We start from the raw sequence: 16,672 nt of genomic DNA on the forward strand, positions 1-16,672 counted from the left end.
GGTGGCGACGGCGAGGTGGTCAGTCGATGTAGCTGCGGCGGCGGACCACCCGCCGGGGAGCAGGCTCGCCGTACTCGTCCTCGACGACCGTGCCCCCGCGGCCGAAGCCGTTGAGGCCTATGAGGGCCACGACGAGCCCGATGGCACCCACGATCATGAGGATGAACCCGATGGCGGCCAAGTCGACGCCCGAGACGGCGGCGTTCACGGCGAAGGCGAGGATGGCGCCCAGGGCGATGAGGAAGACACTTACTCCGATACCCATCTCAGTAACCCTCCTGTCTGAAGTCGGACCTCTTCTACCCACGGCCGTGCGCCGCCACTCCTGGCGGTGGCGCGAGAATGGCGGGCGTGCCTCGACCCATATGGAGCGGTGCGATCAGCTTCGGGCTGGTGAACGTGCCGGTGAAGCTGTTCAGCGCGGTGTCGCCCAAGGACGTTCGGTTCCACCAGATCGACGCCCGGAGCAACTCGCGGGTCCGCCAGAAGCGGGTCTCGTCGGCCACCGGGGAGGAGGTCTCCTACGACGACATCGTCAAGGGTTACGAGCTGCGGCCCGACACCTACGTGACGGTCACGCCCGAGGAGCTCGACGCCCTCGACCCCAAGGCCACTAAGACGATCGACATCGAGGACTTCGTCGACCTCGACCAGATCGACCCCGTCTACTACGAGCGGCCTTACTACCTGGTCCCCGACAAGGGCGGGGCCAAGGCCTACGCCCTGCTGCGGGCGGCCATGACCGAGACCAACAAGGTCGGCATCGCCCGGGTCGTGCTGCGCACCAAGCAGTACCTGGCCGCCATCCGTGCCAAGGGCGACGTGCTGGTCATCGAGACCATGCTCTACCCCGACGAGATCGTGCCCACCGACGACCTCGACGTGCCCGGGGACGAGATCGAGGTCAGCGAACGGGAGGAGAAGATGGCTCGCCAGCTCATCGACTCGCTGACGACCGACTTCGACCCGTCGAAGTACCGCGACGAGTACCGCGAACGGGTGCTCGATCTCATCGAGCAGAAGGCCTCGGGCCAGGAGATCGTGGTCGAGGAAGCCACCCAGGAGCCGGCCAAGGTCGTCGACCTGATGGCCGCCCTCGAGGCCAGCCTGGCGGCCGTCAAGCAGGAACGCAAGAGCTCGTGACGCCGGCGCCGGCCGCGGGCGTCGACGTGGAGATCGAGGGCCGCCAGCTCAAGCTGTCCAACCTCGACAAGGTGCTCTACCCGGGCTCGGGGTTCACCAAGGGCCAGGTGATCGACTACTACACGAGGATCTCGGGCGTCCTGCTGCCCCACCTGCGCCAGCGGGCTCTGACCCTCAAGCGCTATCCCAACGGGGTGGACGGCCAGTTCTTCTACGAGAAGAACTGCCCCAAGCACCGCCCTCCCTGGGTCGGCACGGTCGCGGTGTGGAGCAGCCGCAACAAGGCGGACGTGAACTACTGCCTGGCCGACGACCTGCCCACCCTGGTGTGGGTGGCCAACCTGGCCTCGCTCGAACTGCACACGTCGCTCTCGCACGCGGACGACGTCCAGCGCCCGTCGATGGTCGTGTTCGACCTCGACCCCGGCCCCCCGGCCACCATCGTGGAGTGCTCACGCGTGGCCCTGCGGCTGCGGGAGGTGCTCGACGGCCTGGGCCTGGCCGCTTTCCCCAAGACGTCGGGCTCCAAGGGCCTGCAGGTCTACGTGCCCCTGAACACGCCGGTCACCTACGGCCAGACCAAGCCGTTCGCCCACGCCTTGGCCAAGCTGCTCGAAGAACGCCATCCCGAGCTCGTCCTGTCGGTGATGAACAAGGACAAGCGCACCGGCAAGGTGTTCATCGACTGGAGCCAGAACGACGACTCCAAGACCACGGTGTGCGTGTACTCGCTGCGCGCCCGGCCCCGCCCGACGGTCTCCACCCCGGTCACGTGGGACGAGGTCGAGAACGGCGCCGCCTCGGGCGACCCCGAGGACCTCTCGTTCGAGGCCCCCGAGGTGCTCGCCCGGGCCGAGCGGGCAGGCGACCTGTTCGCCCCGGTGGCCGAGCTGGAACAGTCCCTGCCCGACCTGTCCTGACCGTCCGGGCTCAGCCCGGGATGTGGAGGACCACGGCCGCCATGTCGTCGGTGAGCGACCCGCCGGTGTGGTCGAGCACGGCGTCCTCCAGGGCCTTGATCACGGCCTGAGCGGCGGGCGGGGGGGTGGCCAGCAGGCGCGCCAGGCCCTCGACGCCGAACATCTCGCCGTCGCGTCGGGCTTCGAGCACGCCGTCGGTCACGGCTACCAGCGTGTCGCCGGGGCCGAGCACGACCCTGGCCGTACCGATGTCGGTCCCGGGGAAGACGCCCAGCAGCGACCCGCGGACGCCGATGGTCGTCACCTGGCCGCCCGCTCTGCGCACCAGGGGCGGGGGGTGGCCGCCGGTGGCCAGTTCCACCTCGACGCCCTGGCCGACCGTGACCAGCCCGAGCAGCACCGTGCAGAAGCGCTCATCGTCGTCGGGCGCCGCGGCGTCGAGCAGGGCCGAGTTGAGAGTGGCCAGCACCTGGGCGGGCCCGGCCCCGGCCAGGGTCAGGGCCCGGACGGTGTGGCGCACGAGGGCCGTCATAGCCGCCGCCTCCGGCCCGGTGCCGGCCGCGTCCCCGATGGCGACGGCCCACTGTCGCGGTGACAGCGCCCATATGTCGTAGAAGTCGCCGCCGACCTCCATCTCGTCGCCGAAGGGCCGGTAGAGGACGGCGACCTCGGCCCCGGCGATCTCGGGCACCCGGGGTGGCAGGAGCCGGCGCTGGAGGCGGCGGCTGGCGTCGATGCGGGCCCACTGCAGCCGGGTGCGTTCGAGGGCCTGGGCCGTCTGGGCGGCCAGCGCGGTCACGAACTGCCGCTCGTCGTCGTCGAACAGCCGGGCGTCGGCGAAGCTGAACCGCAGCACCCCCAGCCGCCGGCCCTGGACCTCCAGGGGCACGACACACAGCGAGATGGTGCCCTGCTCCAGCCCGGCCAGGTCGGGGAAGCGCCGGTCACGGTCCGCCGGCGACTCCAGCCAGACGCCCTCTCCGGTCCTCAGGGCCAAGGCGGCCGGGAGGTGGGCGTCGAGGGCCTGGAGGTGGAGCCGGGCGAGGATCTCCTCGTCGTAGCCGACGGCTCTGAGCACGACCAGACGGTGCCCTTCGGCGACCAGGATGACGGCGCCCGCGCGAGCCCCCAGGGCGGCCATACCCGAGCTCAGCACCGCTTCGGCCACCCTCTCGGGAGTGGAGGCTCCCGCCAGGGCGGCCGCGACCGTGTAGAGACGGGCCGAGCGCTCCGCCAACCGCCGGGCGTCGGCCGCCCGGCCCAGCTCGGCCAGCAGGCGCTCCTCGAAGGTCCGCGTCGGGGGGACCGTATGGCCGATGGCCGCCGCCCGTAGCGAGCGGACCAGTTCCTCGACGTACCAGTGACGGAACACCCGGTGCTGCTCGGGTGTCTCGAGGGTGAGGAGCCGCCGGGCCCGGCAGTAGCCGTCGATCTCGTCCAGGGCCCGCACGTAGTCCTCGGCGGCTTCTGCGGCACTGGCCGGCAGGTCGAGGACGAGGCGAGTGGTGGGCGTGCCCTGCTCAGCGGCCCGTACGGCCTGGCGCTTGATGGCGAGCCGGGCCTCAGCGAAGCGGTCGACGACGGCTCGCAGCAGCCGGCGAAGGTGATCAGGCACCTGGGCCGTCTGGCCGGAGAGGGCGCCCGCCGATGCCAGGGTGAACTCCCGCACCAGGTTGTCGACGTGGGACTTGGCGGCCAGCAGGAGCTCGGTGGGCACGTCCCCCAGCTCCACCCGGAACCGCCGGGGCCCGGGCCCGACGTCGTCGTCCTCGTCCCCCCGCATCGCGAGTATCTCGGCCTGGTCGTGGGCATGGCCGCCCTCCTCGGCCTCCGGCCCGGCCCCCGGCCCGGTCCCGGCGCCCGGCTTAGCCCTCCCGGTCACGACGGCCCACACCACCTTGCCCACGGCCTCGGCGTCGGCGCCCCAGTCCTCGGCCACGTTCTGGACCAGGCGCATACCCCGGCCGGTGAGAGAGCCCTCCGACGGGTGAGCCAGCAGCGGGGACAGACGGGTGGGATCTCGGACCTCGACCCGCACGCCGCCGGGGCACGCCCCGACCGTTACCCCCGTGCAGCCCCCTCCGTGGAGCAGGGCGTTGGTGACCAGCTCGCTCACCACGAGGGCGGCATCGTCGGCCAGATCGGGACGCCCCAGCTCCCCGCATCTGCGCGCTGCCTCCCGCCGGGCGCGCCCGGCCACGTCGGCTCCGTGCGGTCCGTAATGATCGGCGTCGGTGGTGCTCAAATGGACCTCGGCGGCAAGGGTAAAGGGCCCGGCCTCCACCGGCCGGGACCGGCCTACGCCGGGTTGGCGGCGAAGGTCACCGTCACGCTCGAGTACCCGAGGGCACCGATCATGTTCTCGAGCATGTGACGGGTGTTGGCCTCGGCCCGTGCCCGCAGGTCGCTGGCCGCCGCCGCGGCTGTCATCTTGGCCTCGGCGGCTAGGACGAGGGCACGCTCGGAGGTCGGCGTGTCGCTGAACACCGAGCCCAGGCGGTCGAGAACGCCTCGGTCGCGGCTGACGACCCGGCTCTGGGCGGGGTCAACGCGCGGCGCCGAGAGCACCGGGGCGGGCAGGTGGACGGTGACCGCCGAGCGGTCGGGGGAGACCACGATCGACCGGGCGTCGAGGGCCGAGAAGTCGACGGTGGCGTCGACCGACCCCGAGGCCACGAACACGGTCCGCTCGCCGCTGATGAACGACGGGACGAACCGCGTGTCCTTCTCGCTGTCGACGATCACCTGGAGGTTGGCCGTGGCCGCCTGGAACCGGCTCAGGTCCTCCAGGGACTTGAGCAGGGCGGGCTGGCTGCGGTCGACCGTCTGGCTGGAGAACGGGTTGCCGACCGAAGGCAGAAAGCCCAGGCCGAGGCGGCCGGCCACCACTGCCAGGGCCCCGATGACCAGGGCGATGGCCATGGCCCGCCCGAAGCGCGACCCCCGGTCCTGGGTGACGATCGTGACGGGAGCTTGTTTCTGTCCGAGCATGTGGCTCTCCTGAGGTCTGGTCCCACCAACCCTGGCCATAGTGTCATGGCTCGCCGGTTATGCCACCTCGCCACCGGTCCGGACGGCCGTCGGGTACAACCCCCGTTTGACCCCTATCCCCGGCGGGAAGAAGCGGGCCATGCTCGAAATCATCCTGATCATCCTCATCGTGCTGGCCCTGGCGGGCGGGTTTGGCTACGGCGGCGGGCGCTACCGCACGGGCGGCATCGGCCTCGGGGGCGTGCTCCTGATAGTGCTTCTCATCCTGCTCTTGGCGTAATCCTTCCGGACAAGGCCGGTGGCCGGGCCATGCTCTTGGCATGACCCGGCCGTGCCTGGTGCTCGACTTCGACGGGACCATCCTCGACACCGAGGGGCCCGTATACCGCTCTTGGTGGGAGCTGTGGTCCGACCATGGTGAGGAACTGGTACTGGCCGAGTGGCAGGCGATCATCGGCACCGACGGCGTGTTCGACCCCTGGGCCGAGCTGCTGCGGCGGACGGGCCGGTCCCTCGACCCCGTCCTGCTCGATCGCCGGCGCGCCCGCCGCGACGAGCTCCTGGCCGGGCACGCCCCCCGGCCCGGGGTACTGGAGTGGCTCGACGAGGCCGACGACCTGGGCGTGCCCGTGGGCGTGGCGTCGTCGTCGCCCCCCGAGTGGGTCGAGCGCCACCTCGCCCGTCTCGGGCTACGCCAGCGGTTCGCATGCCTGGTGTGCTGCGACGGCGTCGTACCGGTGAAGCCCGACCCCACGTCCTACCGGTTGGCGTGCGATCGCCTGGGGGGTGACCCGGGGCGGTCGGTGGCCGTGGAGGACTCGCCTCACGGGGTGGTGGCCGCCCTCGGCGCGGGACTGCTCACGGTGGCCGTGCCCCACCCCCTCACCGACGGGCTCGATCTCTCGGCTGCCCACCTCACCCTGCGGTCGCTGGAGGAGATGACGCTGGCGGCCGCCCTGGCCGCGGCCGAACTACCCCGGGCGTAGCCAGCTCGACCGGAGCGGGCTACGGTCGGCCCCAGCGGAGCCGCCGGGAGGTGGGCGTGGACTACGGCAAGTTGGGCGCGGGCCTGGTGGCGGCCCTCAACGACTACGAGCGCGAAGGAAGGCCCGCGCTGGAGCGCCACGTAGGCGTCCTGGGGCTGGTCTCGGTGTCCATGTCCGCGAAAGCGGCCCGGGTGGTGGTGTTCATCCACTGCGAGCCGGGTGCGTCTCTCGACCACCTGGCCACCGGGGGGATCGAGATCAACGGGGGCGACGGCGGCGTCCGCACGGGGATCGTCCCCCTCGACGCCCTCGGGCGGCTGACCGACGACCCAGCCGTGAAGCGGGTCGTCCCGGCCGTGCAGCTCGAGCCGCTGATGGACCTGGCGGCCGAGAAGGTGGGACTACCGGCGCTGAGAGCGTCGTCCGGCCTGACCGGCCAGGGCGTGATCGTCGGGGTGGTCGACACCGGGATCGAGGTGAGCCACCCCAACTTCGAGGGCCGAGTGCTGCGGGTGTGGGACCAGACGCTCAACGGCGGGGGCGTGGCCGAGGGCGGCTACGGGCTGGAGCTCGAGGGCACCATGCTCGAGCTCAGCCGAGACACCAACGGCCACGGGTCCCACGTGGCCGGCATCGCCGCCTCGGCCGACTTCACCTACTCGGGCGTGGCCCCCGGAGCCGATCTGTTGATCGTCAAGACCGACCTGATGACCGCTCACATCGCCGACGCAGTGCGCTACATCTTCCGGGTGGCGGGCGAGCTGGGCCGGCCTGCGGTCGTCAACCTCAGCCTGGGCGGGCACGGCGACGCCCACGACGGGACCGATCCGCTGTCCCAGATCGTCGACGGGGCCAGCGGGCCCGGGCGGGTCGTGTGCTGTGCCGCCGGCAACGAAGGCAACGACAACATCCACGCCCAGTTCCGGCTGGAGCCGGGCTGCGCCAGGACTGTCCCCACAGCCATGCTCCAGGTGCCGCCGGGACGGACGCCCCCCTACGCGTCCTTCAACGGGTGGTACTCGGCGGCCGACGACGTCCAGGTGGCCGTCATCTCACCGTCCAACATGGCCACGCCCTTCCAGGGGGTCATCGAGGGGGCCAACCCCGCACAGGTGTACGACCTCGCTGACGGGGAGGTCGAGCTGATCACGCCGCCCGCCGACCCCATGAACGGCGACGTGAACTTCCTGGTCGTCATCGCGCCCCACCCCCTGGCCCCCGACGCGGCCGTGCCCGCGCACCCTTGGCGCATCAAGGTGAGGGCCGGGCCCACGGTCGAGAGCGGCCTGGTCGACATCTGGAGCATCCGGGGCCGGGTGGCCCAGTTCACGGGCCCGACGGTGTCGGACACCATGAAGGTCGGGGCACCGGGGGCGGCCACCAGGGCGGTGACCGTGGGCGCCTACACGACCCGGTCGTCGTGGGAGAACATCTGGGGCAACCCCCACGACAGCGGGCTCGAGCCCGACGACATCGCCGACTTCAGCAGCGAAGGCCCGCGCCGCGACGGCGCCGAGAAGCCCGACTTGGCCGCGCCCGGCGCCATGATCGTCTCTTGCTTGTCCAAGCACGCGGGTGTCGCCCCCGAGGTGCTGATCGACAGCCTGAACACGGTCATGGCCGGCACCAGCCAGGCCACCCCGTTCGTGGCCGGCCTGGTGGCCCTGCTGCTCGAACGCGACCCTGGGTTGACGCCCGAGGCGGCCAAGGCGATGCTCAGGGCCGCCTCGTCGGTCCCCGGCCAGCCGGCTGGGACCTTCGACCTCAAGTGGGGCTACGGCCTGGTCGACGCTAACAAGCTGGCCGCCCCGGCCAAGAAGGCCCCGGCCAAGAAGGCCCCGGCCAAGAAGGCCCCGGCCAAGAAGGCCCCGGCCAAGAAGAAGGCTGCCGGCTAGCGCCAGCTAGCACGCCCGCCAGGGGGTTGGGGCAGCCGGGGGGCCGCCCAGCCCCACGGCCAAGCCGAGGTCAGCCGGCTGGTGCCGTCGAGTTAGGCGCTCAACGCTGCTCCTTACTGCACGTCCAGACCGATCGTCGCCCACCTCCTTACGTGCGGGTCGGCGTCCGTCTCTAGCTCGAGAAGCGCTGCCTGAACCTCCGGTTCCATCGGAGACCCGGCGGAAAGCGCCAAGGACTTTGCGGCAATCAGACGGTAGCGGTAGTCCTCATGCCTGAAGTAGTCGAGGCCGCCGTTCGCATCCTTCCGTCCCCATATATGAAGCATTGCAGTGGCGATCCCTTGTATGAGTTCTAGGTCATCTACCTCACCCAAATAGACAAGTAGGACGGACTCAATGTGGCTGATTAGGGCATCATCACCAAACTCTGCGGCGCGACCCAATGCTAATGCCGCGTGCAGGCTGACCCTCATGGAACTCGAAGCCAGAAGAGGACCTGCAACTTCTACTAGGACAGCGGGGTCCTGCCGTGCTATACTAAGAAGCTCGTCATCTAGCCGTACCAGATCCATGGAATCACTATTGAGGGCCGCCTCGATGTGTGAACGGCTCAAGGACATTCGGGTCCATTCTCGGCAATCAGCATTACCATTGTCCACTGTAGGCCTCTCTACAGATGGCGCGGTTAGCCTGAGATCGCCAAAGATCCCGGGCCCGGGCCCCTCCACGGCCAGCTCGCCGTGAACGTCGCCGTCCGTGCCGGCGCCCTCGACCACCAGGGTGTCCGCGACCTAGAGCCGGACGTTGCCCGTGGCCCAGGCCCCCAGGCGCCGACGGGCAGCACGACCTCGCCGCTGAAGCGGGCCGAGAACGCCCCGCCCAGGGCGGGCCGGCCGTTGACCAGGCCGGCCACGGGAAAGTTGGAGGCGAAGGTGCGCGCCGCGGCCTGCCGGCCGCCGGATCCTGGGATTCGATCAGGGTCGGCTTGTCGTAGTTACCGCGCTGAGTGAGGTGTATGTGGAGGGATTGAAGAACTGGCTCGGGTCAAGGAATCGCAGGCTCCCAGGACTTAGTTCCTCCAGGCTGAACTTGAGCGGGGGGCTGTCGGCGACCCGAAGCAGGTACTCCGAGTGCTTCGGTACGTTGGCGTTGAACATCAGCGGGCAAACCACGGCTCCATCGACATCGGGATCAGATGCCCACTCGCCGACTACGAACGATGGCCGCTCCAAGACAGTCCCATCGATTGACTCTATTCGAAGTTGACGACGCGCCTCCACGGTGCAGGGAGTTCCCAGCACGACTGGCCCCGCTGAGCGCACATCCATCGTCCCCGATATCGGAACAGTCCCCGTGTTCATCGCCTGACGGGCACTTTCTGATCCGCAAGAGGCTAGGCCGAACAGGATCAGTATGAGGATAGGGGCAAGACTCACTGTGGCTTCCTAACGGCTCGAGGACAAGTTGTCTTGTCACTACTGCTATACACCAGAATAGGGTTCTCTCTGTCGTTACTGAGACCAAGGTGGGCAGCGGCCTCCAGGTTTCCTGCACTACAGTTCAGCGCGCTACCAATCGAATTGAACAGTGTGCTGTACGGAATGACTGCGACGTTCTGGGGGCCGAACGTCGCTAGCGCTGAGACAAAGTTCCACACGCAGAGCTCGGTCTTGTTCTCCTTGGCAGATAGACAGCCGTAGCTGACCCACTGTCCCGTCTCAGCGACGTTCCTAAATGCTGTCTGGAGCTGGCTACGCTTACTTGGTCCACATCCCCAGAATTTCCAGAACGCCCATCCACACACCCATCGAGATCGAACCCTTGACCGGGTCCCCGAAGGCGTAGTCGTAGTCGTTCGCCGACCCGCCCTCCACGGGGTCGGTGCGGACGTTCGGGGACGTGGCCTGCCCAGCGGCAACATGAAGCCTTACGGGTACGACCGCATCTCATGGCTGTCGCTGTCGACGTGCGACGGTCGGCCGTCGTAAGCGACGATGATCCGTCGTACCGGACAACGAGGCGCCGAGGCCGGGGAACGAGCCGTGCCGCTCAGCGACTGCTAGACCTGTCACGAAGCTGACCCAGCTCGCCGCCGCACCGCTCGTCGTACGAGGAGCCACGCCGCACCGATCCCGCCCACCAGAGGGAGCGCGATCTCTACGCGAAGCCCGATAGAGGCCCCCAGAAGATCAAGGAGGCCTGCTCCAACGAGAAGCGCGACCAGCACAATGAAGACGGTTCGGAGCATCGATTCGAGTACCGGGCAGCGGACTGTGTGCCAGAAGCCACCCCCGCATTGGTTGCAGGCCATCAGTCGGTGCCCCCGGAATCCATCAGCACCGAACTTTGACGGCGTTGCTAGCGAGGCCGCCGGCGGAAAGGCCGCTCCCGACTCGGTCGGCGACTGCCTTCGACGCGACCTGCCCCGCATCGTCCGCGACCTGAGAGGCGCCGGCGAAGAACGACCCGGCGGCGGCACCGGCAGCACCGAGGCCCACTGCCGTTGCGATCCGCTCCCCACGACAAGGACCGGGATCAGTCGGCTCCGCTGCGACTCCTTAGCCCAGCGGCAGTCGCGGCGAGGGCGACCGAGGTTCCTCCTGTTGCCGGTATGGCGGCGATCGCCACCGCGATATCTCCCGCTCGCAGGAGTCCTGAGCGGTGGTCGTAGACCCACTCGCCAGCACCCCGCAGCCGCTCGGCCTGTCGATCGCGACACTTCTTGCGCCAAAGCTGCGCACATTCGCCGGTCAGATCGAACCCGTTGACCGGATCCCCGAAGGCGTAGTCGTAGTCGTTGCACGACCCCCCCTCCACGGGGTCGACGGAGAGGAAGCGGCCGAGGGAGGGGGGGGTAGGGGCGGGCTCCCATCTGGGTTATGTCGATACCGGGGGCGTGGTCGTGGAGGCGCTGGTGGGAGCCCAGCCAGCCGTAGGAGGCGTCGTCGGGGGAGTTGTCGGCCAGGCCGGCCAGGGGGGCGCCGAAGGGGTCGTAGGTGCGGGTGGGCCCGACCTTGGCCCCGGCGGCGTCGGTGGTGGCCAGCACGTCGCCGTGGAGGTTGGGCAGGTCCCAGGACTCCCCTGCGGGGCCCTTGGTGACCAGAACCCCCCCGAGGGCCACGAGGTGACGGTGGGTGACGGTGCCCGAGGCGTCGGCCGCCCAGGCGGGGGCGTCGCCCGGGCCGGCGTGGCCGTAGCGCACGGTGGTGTTGCCACCGGGGAGCGGCTGTGTGCGCGACACCACCCGCCCGGTGGTGTCGCGCAGGTAGGAGACGGTGGCCCCGCCCTCGGCGGAGGCGGCCACGTTGAGCCCGGCCCCGTCGTAGGAGAACGACTGGGCCCCCATGGCCACCGTCGAGCCCCGGTGGCCGTAGGAGAACGAGGAGGGCGCCCCCGCGCCGGCGGCCGAGACCAGGCGGTGGGCCAGGTCGTGGCACCAGGAGGTGGCTTCGCCCCCGTCGGCCGAGGACGTGGTGCGGTTGGAGGCCCGGCCGGCCATCGGGTTGGGGCAGCCGGGGCCGTCGTCGAACCCGTAGGCGCGCGAGGTGGCCCCGCCCGGGCCCCACAGCCAGGCCGAGGTGAGCCGGCCGGCACCGTCGTAGAGGTAGTTCTCCGAGCCGGCCAGCCCGAAGCCGGGCCCGGGGAGGGCGTCGTTGCCGTCCACCCGCTCGTCGGCCACCCGGCCGTCGGGGGAGCGGGCCACCTCGTGGGAGGCCACCACCCCCGAGGGCGAGCCCCACTCCAGGGCGGACGGCCGGCCCGCCCCGTCGTAGGGGAGGCCGCCCGTGGCGGGCAGGCGGGCACCGTTGGCGTAGGTCACCGACGCCAGCATGCCCTGCTCTCGCCAACCGGCTCGCCGAGGCCACCCTCTATGACGGCCGACCACGGCGTCAAGGGCGCCGAATGACGACGGCGACGAAGGTCACGTGTCCCATGTCCCTCGTTAGGGTGGCGAGGTGCCCAGGCTGGCCGCGTTCTACGGGATCGTCATCTACATGTACATCCGCGACCATGGCCTTGCTCACTTTCACGCCCGATACGGCGAGGACGAGGCAGTCATCGAAGTTGTGACGGGCAAGTTGCTGGCGGGCGGGCTCCCGCGGCGTCAGATGACGATGGTGCGGGAGTGGACAGAACTCCACCACCATGAGCTGCTGACGGCCTGGCAGAGGGCAAGCATGGGCGAGCCGCCGGGTACGATCGAGCCGTTGCCATGACCTCGTCTGACGTCACCCCGGCAGTAGTTGGCGTCGCCGTGATGCGGCCGTACTTGATGCGCCTGCTGTTCAGCGATGGGGTAGTACGCGACATCCAGTACGTCCCCCGTGAGGGCCGTGGGTCATTGCTCGAGCCACTGGCAGATCCTGGGTACTTCGCGCTCGTCCGAGTCGACCAGGAGGCCCGGACGGTCGTTTGGCCGAACGGGCTCGACCTCGCTCCGGAGGTGTTGCACGGTGACTTCGAACCCGCCGATGACCTTGGGTTCAAGGACGTGACAGCCCGCCAACCGGCGTAGCGAACGTGGGGAGCGCGGGCCTCGTCCGCTACCCACTGTGGCGACGGTCGAGACGAGCACGACCAAAGGTGCCCGGCCTCGGGTCGGAGGCTCGAGCCAGCGGCGCACGGGGCGGGGGGGTAATCAACCTGGTAATCCAGCAGGGCTTGAACGGGCGGAGGGAACGGACTCAGCCGGCGATGCACATGCTCTGACCTGCACTGGAGCGGCGGGAGCGGTGTCAGGCGGGGTACCCAGCGGCCCTCTCAAGATTGAGACACGGGTTCGAACCCCGTTGGGACTGCAAGCGCCCGAGACGCAGCCCCTCACCGGCGGGCCCTGCAGCCCGACCGACGGCCTCGAGTGGACCGCCGCCGTGGGCTTCATAGGGGGCATTCGCCGGTGTCCTGACGGCGTCGTCAGCCGTCGGGGGCGGGGTCGGCGTGCAGGACCGGGGGGGCCGGGGCCTTGGCCAGCTTGACCGTGAGGGTGATGAACAGGGCGTGGGCCAGGGCGCGGGCGGTCTCCTCGTCGTGCTCGACGGGGACCGGGCCGCCGGACACGACCATTCCCTTGGCGGTGACGTCGAAGGACAGGGTGTTGAGGGTGGCGTCGGCTGGGCCCGGCAGCGACGAGTCGCGCAGCCCGGGCACCACGATGGGCCCGCCGTCGGTGCGGCTGATGGCGAGCGAGTAGCGGCCCGCGTCCGTGCGGGCCAGGGCCAGGGTGGCCGGCACCCGGGGGGCGTCGAGCGGTCCCTCGGGACGCAGCAGCACGACGCCTCGGTCGTCGATGGGGACCGAGATCGGCAGGGAGAGCCGGTGGCTCCCGTAGACGGCCAGGAGGCTGTCGCAGCCGGCCATGAGGTCGTCGGCGAAGATGGCCGCCCACCGCTTGGGGCCGCGCCTCCACACCCGCGTGCCCGGGCGGGTCAGCCGTGCGCGGCCGACGGGGTGGGCCGGCGGGGCAGGAAGGTGACGTTGGGCGTGGCCTGGGCGAAGGCCACGTTGAGGGCCTCCTGGGCGGGGGCGGCGCTGGCCAGGGCCATGCGGGCCACCTCGGCGGGGTCGGCCTCGAAGGGCGGGGCGTCATCGAGCACGAGGTTGCGGTAGCGGTGGTGATAGTTCCAGTTGGATGCCGCGAAGGCCATGTTGAACCGGGGGTCGCGAGTGCGGACGTGGCGGGCGAACCGGGGCAGCCGGCGCCGGCCGTCGTAGAACCACTTGTAGGCCTGGCGCAGCCCGTCGTGGAGCTGCTCGGGGGTCATGTGGGCCGGCTGGTGGACCACGTGGTAGAGGTTGTAGCGCTGCCAGTCGTAGGTGAGGATGCGCTCGTCCTCGTACATGCGGCTGAACGTGTGCGTACCCGGGTAGGGCGTGAGGATCGAGAAGTGGGCCACGTCGACACCGATGCGGTCGACGAACTCGGCGGTGTGGCCGAACACGTCGGGCTGGTCGTGGTCGAAGCCGAAGATGAACCCGCCTTCCACGGCGATGCCCCGGCGGTGGATCTTGTCGATGAACTCACCGAACTCCCCGGGGCGGTTCTTCTTGTTGCACTCGATGAGCGCTTCGCGCGAGACCGACTCGAACCCGGTGAACATGGCCCGCAAGCCGGCCCGGCCCACGAGGTCGAGCAGCTCGGGGTCGCGGGCCAGCCCGATCGACGCCTGGCACCCCCAGGTGAACTTCACGCCCGAGCGCACGATGGCCTCGCACAGCTCCTTGGTGTACTCCAGGTCGGCGGCCATGTCGTCGTCGAGGAAGAACACGTAGGTGAAGTCGCCCGCGTGCTGGCCCATGCGCTTGAGGACCTTGACCTCCTCGATGACCCGCTCGGGAGGGCTGTGGCGCGAGCCCCGCCCGTTGATGCGGATGACCGAGCAGAAGTCGCAGTTGAACCGGCAGCCCCGGGTCGTCTGCAGGGTGTTCATGGGGGCGTAGCGGGTGTACGGCCACTTCTTGTAGAGGTCGGCCCACTCGTGGTTGAGGGGCACGTCCTCCATGTCCTGGAAGGACCCCTGGTACAGGGGTTGTAAGCGGCCGGCCAGGGCGTCGGCCAGGATGTCGCCGAAGATGGTGTCGGCCTCGCCGCACACCACGGCGTCGGCGTGGTGGCGGGCCTCGCCCGGCAGCAGCGAGGCGTGCACCCCGCCCAGCACCACGGGCACGCCCCGGGCGCGGTAGCCGTCGGCCGTGCGGTAGGCGTTGGGCGAGTTAGGCGTCCACACCGTGAGTGCGGCCAGGTCGGGCTTGCCGTTGCGCCGGTGGTTGGTGAGGTTGGTCCGGGCCCCGGGCCAGCCCTCGTCGGCCCGCCGCAGGGGGGACGGCTCGTAGTTGAGGTCGATGACCTCGACGTCCCACCCCGCCCGGCGGGCGTGGGCCGCCAGCACCAGCAGGGACATGGGCGGGAAGCGGTGGCCGAACGTCTGGTATATGCCCACCCCGCCCCACTCGGGGACGAGCAGATGCAGCAGTGGACGATCGCGCATCAAGGCCGCGAGGCTACCCTCCGGACGGCGCCGGCGAGAACCCGACCCGCAGTTCTTCCACGCCCCGCAGCACGAGGTGGTCACGGACCGTGGGCTCGGTGGTCACCAGCTCGAGGTGGCCCAGCCGCCTCAGCAGGGTGGAGATGGCCACCTGGGCCTCGAGGCGGGCCAAGGAGGCGCCCAGGCAGAAGTGGGCCCCGCCCGAGAACGACAGGTGGCGGTTCTCCTTCTCGGGCCGGGCCACGTCGAGGCGGTCGGGGTCGGTGAACTGGGCGGGGTCGCGGTTCATGGCCCCGACCACGCACAACACCTGGTCGCCGGCGGGGATGGGCTGGCCGCCGACGACCACGTCCTCGGTGGCGATCCGGGCCACGAACTGCACGGGCGAGTCGTAGCGCAGGAACTCCTCGACGGCTCCTCGCCCCAACTCGGGTTGGCGGCGCAGGCGGTCCATCTCGCCGGGGTTGCGCACCAGGGCCAGCACGGCGTTGCCGATGAGGTTGCTGGTGGTCTCGTGGCCGGCCACGAACAGCAGGGTGGCTGTCGTGATCAGCTCGGCGTGGCTCAGGCGGTCGCCCGCCTCCTCGGCCGCGATCATGGCCGAGAGCAGGTCGTCGCCCGGGTCAGGACGGCGCTTTTCCACCAGGTCGGTGAAGTACCCGAAGAGCTGCATGCCCGCCACCAGGCCCCTCTGCTGGGCGTCGGCGTCGAGGGCACCGCCGTCGAGCAGGCGGGAGGCGTCCGAGGAGAGCGACCGGAACAGCTCGCGGTCGAACGGCGGCACGCCCAGCAGCTCGCAGATCACCGCCACCGGCAGCGGGTAGCCGAGGTCGCTCACGACGTCGAGCTCGGGCTCGCCCCGGGCCACGACGGCGTCGAGCAGTTCGTCCACCAAAGCCTGCACCTGGGCGCGCATCTGTTCCACCACCCGGGGCGTGAACGCCTTGCTCACGAGCGAGCGCAGGCGGGTGTGGTCGGGGGCGTCGAGGAACATCATCAGGTTGGTGCCGACCTGGCGCACCGGGTGGTGCTCGGAGCCGGCCACCGCCCCCTCGCGCAGGTGGGCGGGGTTAGGCGAGAAACGTGGGTCGCGCAGCACGCCCGCCCCGTCGGCGTAGCGGGTGAGCACCCAGTTGCCGTCGTCGGCGTGCCGGACGGGCTCGTTGTCGCGGAGCCAGTGGTAGAAGGGGTACGGGTCGGCTCGGGTCTCGGGCGCCAGAGGGTCGAACGGGGGAGTGCCGGTCATCGCCACGGGACAAGGAGTAGCACGGGCCGCTCGCCTAGTGGCAGTCGGCCTGGCCGCCGGCCTGGCCCTGACGGCCACGCTGCCCCCGCTGGGGTGGTGGCCGCTGGGCCCGGTCGCGGTCGCCGGGCTGGTCGTGGTGATGGCCGGCCGGGGGTGGCGGGGCCGGCTGGTGGTGGCCGTGGGCACGGGCCTGGGGCTCTACCTGCCGGGCATGTGGTGGGCCACCGAGTTCCACGCCGTGGGCTGGGTCGTCCTGGTCGGGCTGCAGACGGCCCTGATGGTCGGTCCCCTGGTGGCCGTGCCCGGCCGCCGGTCGCGCCTGGCCGTGGCGGCCGCCGTCCCCTCCGTCTTGGTGGTAGCCGAGGCGGTGCGGGCCCGGTGGCCGTTCGGGGGCCTGCCCCTATCGGGGCTCGACCTGGGCCAGGTCGCCGGCCCGCTCCTGCCCGTGGCCCGGGTGGGCGGCAACCTCCTGCTGGTGGCGGCCATGGCAGCCGCCGGGGCTGCC

16 protein-coding genes are annotated in these 16,672 nt (G+C 70.5%); 8 read left to right on the forward strand and 8 right to left on the reverse strand.

Annotated elements, in window-relative coordinates:
- Positions 1-19: 19 nt before the first annotated feature.
- Positions 20-265 carry a DUF6458 family protein gene (locus tag AB1673_01835; protein ID MEW6152717.1) on the reverse strand — a complete coding sequence of 82 codons (246 nt, stop codon included), beginning with the start codon at positions 263-265 and terminating at the stop codon, positions 20-22.
- A gap of 86 nt (positions 266-351) precedes the next feature.
- Here AB1673_01835 and AB1673_01840 point away from each other — a divergent pair, with 86 nt between their 5' ends.
- Both AB1673_01840 and ligD read left to right on the forward strand, forming a co-directional pair.
- Positions 352-1,143, forward strand: a complete 792-nt coding sequence (locus AB1673_01840) for a Ku protein (protein MEW6152718.1) — start codon at positions 352-354, stop codon at positions 1,141-1,143.
- Positions 1,140-2,063: a non-homologous end-joining DNA ligase gene (gene ligD, locus AB1673_01845; protein ID MEW6152719.1), complete on the forward strand. Its 924-nt coding sequence runs from the start codon at positions 1,140-1,142 to the stop codon at positions 2,061-2,063. Before AB1673_01840 ends, ligD begins: the two co-directional genes overlap by 4 nt.
- A 10-nt stretch (positions 2,064-2,073) precedes the next feature.
- On the opposite strand, the gene AB1673_01850 is transcribed toward ligD, so the two are convergent.
- Positions 2,074-4,308 (reverse strand): SpoIIE family protein phosphatase, encoded by a 2,235-nt coding sequence (locus AB1673_01850; protein MEW6152720.1) that lies wholly within the window; start codon positions 4,306-4,308, stop codon positions 2,074-2,076.
- Positions 4,309-4,361: 53 nt separating this feature from the next.
- A complete protein-coding gene (locus tag AB1673_01855) occupies positions 4,362-5,054 on the reverse strand; it encodes a DUF4230 domain-containing protein (protein MEW6152721.1) in 693 nt (230 codons plus the stop codon).
- 139 nt (positions 5,055-5,193) lie between these two features.
- Here AB1673_01855 and AB1673_01860 point away from each other — a divergent pair, with 139 nt between their 5' ends.
- The 3 genes from AB1673_01860 to AB1673_01870 are packed head-to-tail and all read left to right on the forward strand — an operon-like array spanning position 5,194 to position 7,935.
- Positions 5,194-5,334, forward strand: coding sequence for a DUF3309 domain-containing protein (locus tag AB1673_01860; protein ID MEW6152722.1), 141 nt, complete (start codon positions 5,194-5,196; stop codon positions 5,332-5,334).
- Between the two features lie 40 nt (positions 5,335-5,374).
- Positions 5,375-6,040: an HAD-IA family hydrolase gene (locus tag AB1673_01865; protein ID MEW6152723.1), complete on the forward strand. Its 666-nt coding sequence runs from the start codon at positions 5,375-5,377 to the stop codon at positions 6,038-6,040.
- A gap of 56 nt (positions 6,041-6,096) precedes the next feature.
- Complete coding sequence (locus AB1673_01870; protein ID MEW6152724.1) at positions 6,097-7,935, forward strand: S8 family serine peptidase; 1,839 nt, start codon at positions 6,097-6,099, stop codon at positions 7,933-7,935.
- 113 nt (positions 7,936-8,048) lie between these two features.
- Here AB1673_01870 and AB1673_01875 read toward each other — a convergent pair whose 3' ends face one another.
- Both AB1673_01875 and AB1673_01880 read right to left on the reverse strand, forming a co-directional pair.
- Complete coding sequence (locus tag AB1673_01875) at positions 8,049-8,711, reverse strand: hypothetical protein (protein ID MEW6152725.1); 663 nt, start codon at positions 8,709-8,711, stop codon at positions 8,049-8,051.
- Positions 8,712-10,003: 1,292 nt separating this feature from the next.
- Complete coding sequence (locus AB1673_01880; protein MEW6152726.1) at positions 10,004-11,767, reverse strand: hypothetical protein; 1,764 nt, start codon at positions 11,765-11,767, stop codon at positions 10,004-10,006.
- A gap of 124 nt (positions 11,768-11,891) precedes the next feature.
- Here AB1673_01880 and AB1673_01885 point away from each other — a divergent pair, with 124 nt between their 5' ends.
- Positions 11,892-12,152 (forward strand): DUF4160 domain-containing protein, encoded by a 261-nt coding sequence (locus tag AB1673_01885; GenBank protein ID MEW6152727.1) that lies wholly within the window; start codon positions 11,892-11,894, stop codon positions 12,150-12,152.
- Positions 12,153-12,193: 41 nt separating this feature from the next.
- Positions 12,194-12,451 (forward strand): DUF2442 domain-containing protein, encoded by a 258-nt coding sequence (locus AB1673_01890; GenBank protein ID MEW6152728.1) that lies wholly within the window; start codon positions 12,194-12,196, stop codon positions 12,449-12,451.
- Positions 12,452-12,849: 398 nt separating this feature from the next.
- Here AB1673_01890 and AB1673_01895 read toward each other — a convergent pair whose 3' ends face one another.
- The 3 genes from AB1673_01895 to AB1673_01905 are packed head-to-tail and all read right to left on the reverse strand — an operon-like array spanning position 12,850 to position 16,167.
- A complete protein-coding gene (locus tag AB1673_01895; protein ID MEW6152729.1) occupies positions 12,850-13,344 on the reverse strand; it encodes a hypothetical protein in 495 nt (164 codons plus the stop codon).
- A 17-nt stretch (positions 13,345-13,361) separates the two neighbouring features.
- Positions 13,362-14,921: a radical SAM protein gene (locus AB1673_01900; GenBank protein MEW6152730.1), complete on the reverse strand. Its 1,560-nt coding sequence runs from the start codon at positions 14,919-14,921 to the stop codon at positions 13,362-13,364.
- Between the two features lie 13 nt (positions 14,922-14,934).
- Positions 14,935-16,167, reverse strand: a complete 1,233-nt coding sequence (locus AB1673_01905) for a cytochrome P450 (protein MEW6152731.1) — start codon at positions 16,165-16,167, stop codon at positions 14,935-14,937.
- Positions 16,168-16,204: 37 nt separating this feature from the next.
- On the opposite strand from AB1673_01905, the gene AB1673_01910 reads away from it, so the two are divergent.
- Positions 16,205-16,672: apolipoprotein N-acyltransferase (locus AB1673_01910; protein MEW6152732.1), on the forward strand; the 468-nt coding region annotated here is incomplete at its 3' end.

This window comes from Actinomycetota bacterium (genome assembly GCA_040754375.1).
GTDB lineage: Bacteria > Actinomycetota > Acidimicrobiia > Acidimicrobiales > AC-14 > JBFMCT01.

Bases quoted from the DNA above. Each gene is read 5' to 3' on its own strand.
- AB1673_01855 (MEW6152721.1), bottom strand. From the start codon at position 5,054: ATGCTCGGACAGAAACAAGCTCCCGTCACGATCGTCACCCAGGACCGG.
- AB1673_01900 (MEW6152730.1), bottom strand. From the start codon at position 14,921: ATGCGCGATCGTCCACTGCTGCATCTGCTCGTCCCCGAGTGGGGCGGG.
- AB1673_01835 (MEW6152717.1), bottom strand. From the start codon at position 265: ATGGGTATCGGAGTAAGTGTCTTCCTCATCGCCCTGGGCGCCATCCTC.
- AB1673_01860 (MEW6152722.1), top strand. From the start codon at position 5,194: ATGCTCGAAATCATCCTGATCATCCTCATCGTGCTGGCCCTGGCGGGC.
- AB1673_01890 (MEW6152728.1), top strand. From the start codon at position 12,194: ATGCGGCCGTACTTGATGCGCCTGCTGTTCAGCGATGGGGTAGTACGC.
- AB1673_01905 (MEW6152731.1), bottom strand. From the start codon at position 16,167: ATGACCGGCACTCCCCCGTTCGACCCTCTGGCGCCCGAGACCCGAGCC.
- AB1673_01865 (MEW6152723.1), top strand. From the start codon at position 5,375: ATGACCCGGCCGTGCCTGGTGCTCGACTTCGACGGGACCATCCTCGAC.
- AB1673_01880 (MEW6152726.1), bottom strand. From the start codon at position 11,767: ATGCTGGCGTCGGTGACCTACGCCAACGGTGCCCGCCTGCCCGCCACG.